The sequence below is a fragment of the Pseudomonas sp. UBA6323 genome (genome assembly GCF_002439135.1).
Classification (GTDB): Bacteria; Pseudomonadota; Gammaproteobacteria; order Pseudomonadales; family Pseudomonadaceae; genus Aquipseudomonas.
Genome location: NZ_DJSX01000103.1, coordinates 1 through 3127, shown reverse-complemented (window position 1 = coordinate 3127; position 3127 = coordinate 1). Strand labels below are relative to the sequence as shown.

Below are 3127 nucleotides of genomic sequence, written 5' to 3'. Positions count from 1 at the left end.
TGTGTTGGCCAGACGCTTACGCGCATGCGGTAAGCGAATGGAGTCAGTTAGCTGGCTTGACCGCTATTCGCGGATGACCAGACGGCTGGCCGAAGCGGTGACTCAGGCTTGCCGGCGGTTGCCCACACTGCACGTCGCTGAGCTGTTCGGCTTGCACTGGATAGCGTGCGTTTGCTGGAGCGACGAGCATTACAAGCCGCCTTGGAGAAGCTACCGAAAGCTCAGCCGAAGCGCTTGGTGATGGATGAGTTCGCCTTGTTCAAAGGGCATCGCTACGCCAGCGTTGTGCTGGATGCCGATACCCGACGGGTACTGTGGATTGGCGAAGGACGCAGTCGAGCTGCCATCAGGCCGTTCTTTGAAGAGCTGGGGCCGGAAGGCTGCGCTCGGATAGAAGCAGTGGCGATGGACATGAACACCGCGTTTGACCTAGAGGTGCGCCAACATTGCCCGCAGGCGCGGGTGGTCTATGACCTGTTTCATGTGGTCGCCAAGTACGGTCGGGAAGTGATTGATCGAGTGCGAGTGGATGAAGCCAACCGTCTGCGTCATGACAAGCCTGCACGTAAGGTCATCAAGCAAGCGCGGTGGCTGTTGCTGCGCAATCCAGAGAACCTCAAACGCGAAGAGCAGCAAGTACGCCTGCAGGACCTACTGGCCGCTAACCAGTCGCTGATGACGGTTTACCTGATGAAAGCCGAACTTAAAACGCTCTGGTCGCCCACCACTGCCTGGAGCTGGCGATCAGCCTGGAAGCAATGGCTGCGCTTGGCTGGAGAAAGCGAGATACCGGCACTGAAGCAATTTGCAAAACGACTGAGGGGCTACTGGCGCGGCATCCTGAGCCGAGTGCGCTGGCCCATGCACACGGGTCAGCTAGAAGGGATTAACAACCGGATAAAGGTCATCAAACGGATGGCTTACGGCTACCGGGACAGCGAATTCTTCTTTATGAAGATCAAGAATGACTTCCCCGGTAATCCGTGAAGAACCTTTATTATTTCGCCCACAGATCTATGTCATGGGCCGTTCTAGCTTGTTAGCACCAGCTCCTAGATTTTGCTAGCCATCTTTTGCAACTCGCAAACCTACTCGTCTGTATCCGGTACGGGCGACGTTGTTAGGAATTCGAGTGGCTCATCCAGAGAGCTCGACCAGCGCAATCTGCCGACAGACTTCTCAAGTAACCTAGAATGGCTCGTGTAGATCACAGTAGGCGTACAGACCACACCTATAATCTGTGGGAAGCCCGAAAAGTCGAAATTGTCTCCTGCCCTCTGCGCGTTAAGCTGATCGATGATGCCTGACCAGTAATCAACGCCTCTATCCACCGTTGAAGCAGCATTACGAATAGCGTTGTGGGCGCCTTGGTCATACTCGCGCGCGTATGGGATGCTCTTGTAGGAGAAACCGGAAGAAGGGTGCTATTGAATGCGCCGATAGCGTCGATGTCGGTCAAAGCTCGGCCACAAACATCCAGTGTTTTCTGGCGGAGAGCTCGGGTGGGCTGGCCGCCCCAGCGGGTTTGGTCAATGACGTCCTGAAATAGGCCCTCGAACTTAATCGCTCGCGCGTTCGCTACCTGGCCTTGAATCCTTGAATCCTTGGGAACTGGAGCCAAGCCAGGAAGCCCATAGAGGCGGCCCACATGTCGATGCAAACGTAGTCGTCGATAATTTTTACCGGGGCTCCGTGAGCAAAGGGCCAGACTTCCCCTTTGAAGGCCATGCAGTTGCTGCTGAATGCCGCGAAGTTGTTGGGCGCTTGGAATTGCGGAAGGTGCTGCCTGATATCATTAGGGACGAATAGAGAAAACGGAAAAAATCGTACGTTAAGGTTTTCCGGGCAGCCTTAGCGGCCGAAACTTCCCGTCCTCCAGCCTGCGGCTCTGCCGCCAGACATAATCGCCGGTCAGGTTGATGTGCTCCCACCCCAGCGGCGACAGGTATTGCAGCAGCTCGCTATCCACCGACTTCCCCGCTTCGCTCATCGCCTGGGTGGCGCGTTCCAAGTACACCGTGTTCCACAGCACGATGGCGGCCGTCACCAGGTTGAGACCGCTGGCCCGGTAGCGCTGCTGCTCGAAGCTCCGATCCCTGATTTCGCCGAGGCGGTTGAAGAACACCGCCCTGGCCAGGGAGTTGCGCGCCTCGCCCTTGTTCAGTCCGGCATGCACGCGGCGACGTAGCTCTACGCTTTGCAGCCAGTCGAGGATGAACAGTGTGCGCTCAATCCGGCCCAGTTCGCGCAAGGCCACGGCCAGACCGTTCTGGCGCGGGTAGCTGCCGAGCTTGCGCAGCATCAGCGAGGCAGTGACGGTGCCCTGCTTGATCGAGCTGGCCAGGCGCAGGATGTCGTCCCAGTGGGCGCGGACATGCTTGATGTTCAGGGTGCCGCCAACCATTGGGCGCAATGTCGGGTAGTCCTGGACGCTATTCGGAACATACAGCTTGGTTTCGCCGAGGTCGCGGATGCGCGGTGCGAAGCGGAAGCCCAGCAGGTGCATCAGGGCGAAGACGTGATCGGTGAAGCCAGCCGTGTCGGTGTAGTGCTCCTCAATCCGTAGGTCGGACTCGTGGTACAGCAAGCCGTCAAGCACATAGGTGGAATCGCGCACGCCGACATTCACCACGCGGGTGCTGAACGGTGCGTACTGGTCGGAAATATGGGTGTAGAACAGCCGCCCCGGCTCGCTGCCGTACTTCGGGTTGACGTGCCCGGTGCTTTCACCCCGCCCGCCCGCCCAGAAGCGCTGGCCATCGGAAGAAGAGGTCGTTCCGTCGCCCCAGTGAGCGGCGAAGGTATGACGGTACTGGTGGTTGACCAGCTCGGCTAGGGCCGCCGAGTAGGTTTCGTCTCGGATGTGCCAGGCTTGCAGCCAGGATAGCTTGGCGTAGGTCAGGCCGGGGCTCGACTCGGCCATCTTGGTCAGCCCGAGGTTGATCGCATCGCCCAGGATCGCTGACAGCAGCAATGTCCGGTCTTTGGCCTCGGCACCGTCCTTCAGGTGGGTGAAGTGGCGGCTGAAGCCCGTCCAGTCGTCCACGTCCATGAGCTGTTCGGTGTTCTTGATGCGCGGCAGGAAATGGCTGGTCTGGTCGTTCAGCGCCTGCGCGGGCTTGTGCAC

Annotated in this window: 1 protein-coding gene and 1 pseudogene; one reads left to right on the top strand and one right to left on the bottom strand. The window is 58.8% G+C overall.

Annotated features, from left to right (window positions below; all coding sequences use genetic code 11):
- Nucleotides 1–987 (top strand): annotated as a pseudogene (locus B3P22_RS22965) (ISL3 family transposase); the annotation flags it as partial.
- An 844-nt stretch (nucleotides 988–1831) separates the two neighbouring features.
- On the opposite strand, the gene B3P22_RS22960 reads toward B3P22_RS22965, so the two are convergent.
- Nucleotides 1832–3127: Tn3 family transposase (locus B3P22_RS22960; RefSeq protein WP_296272665.1), on the bottom strand; the 1296-nt coding region annotated here is incomplete at its 5' end.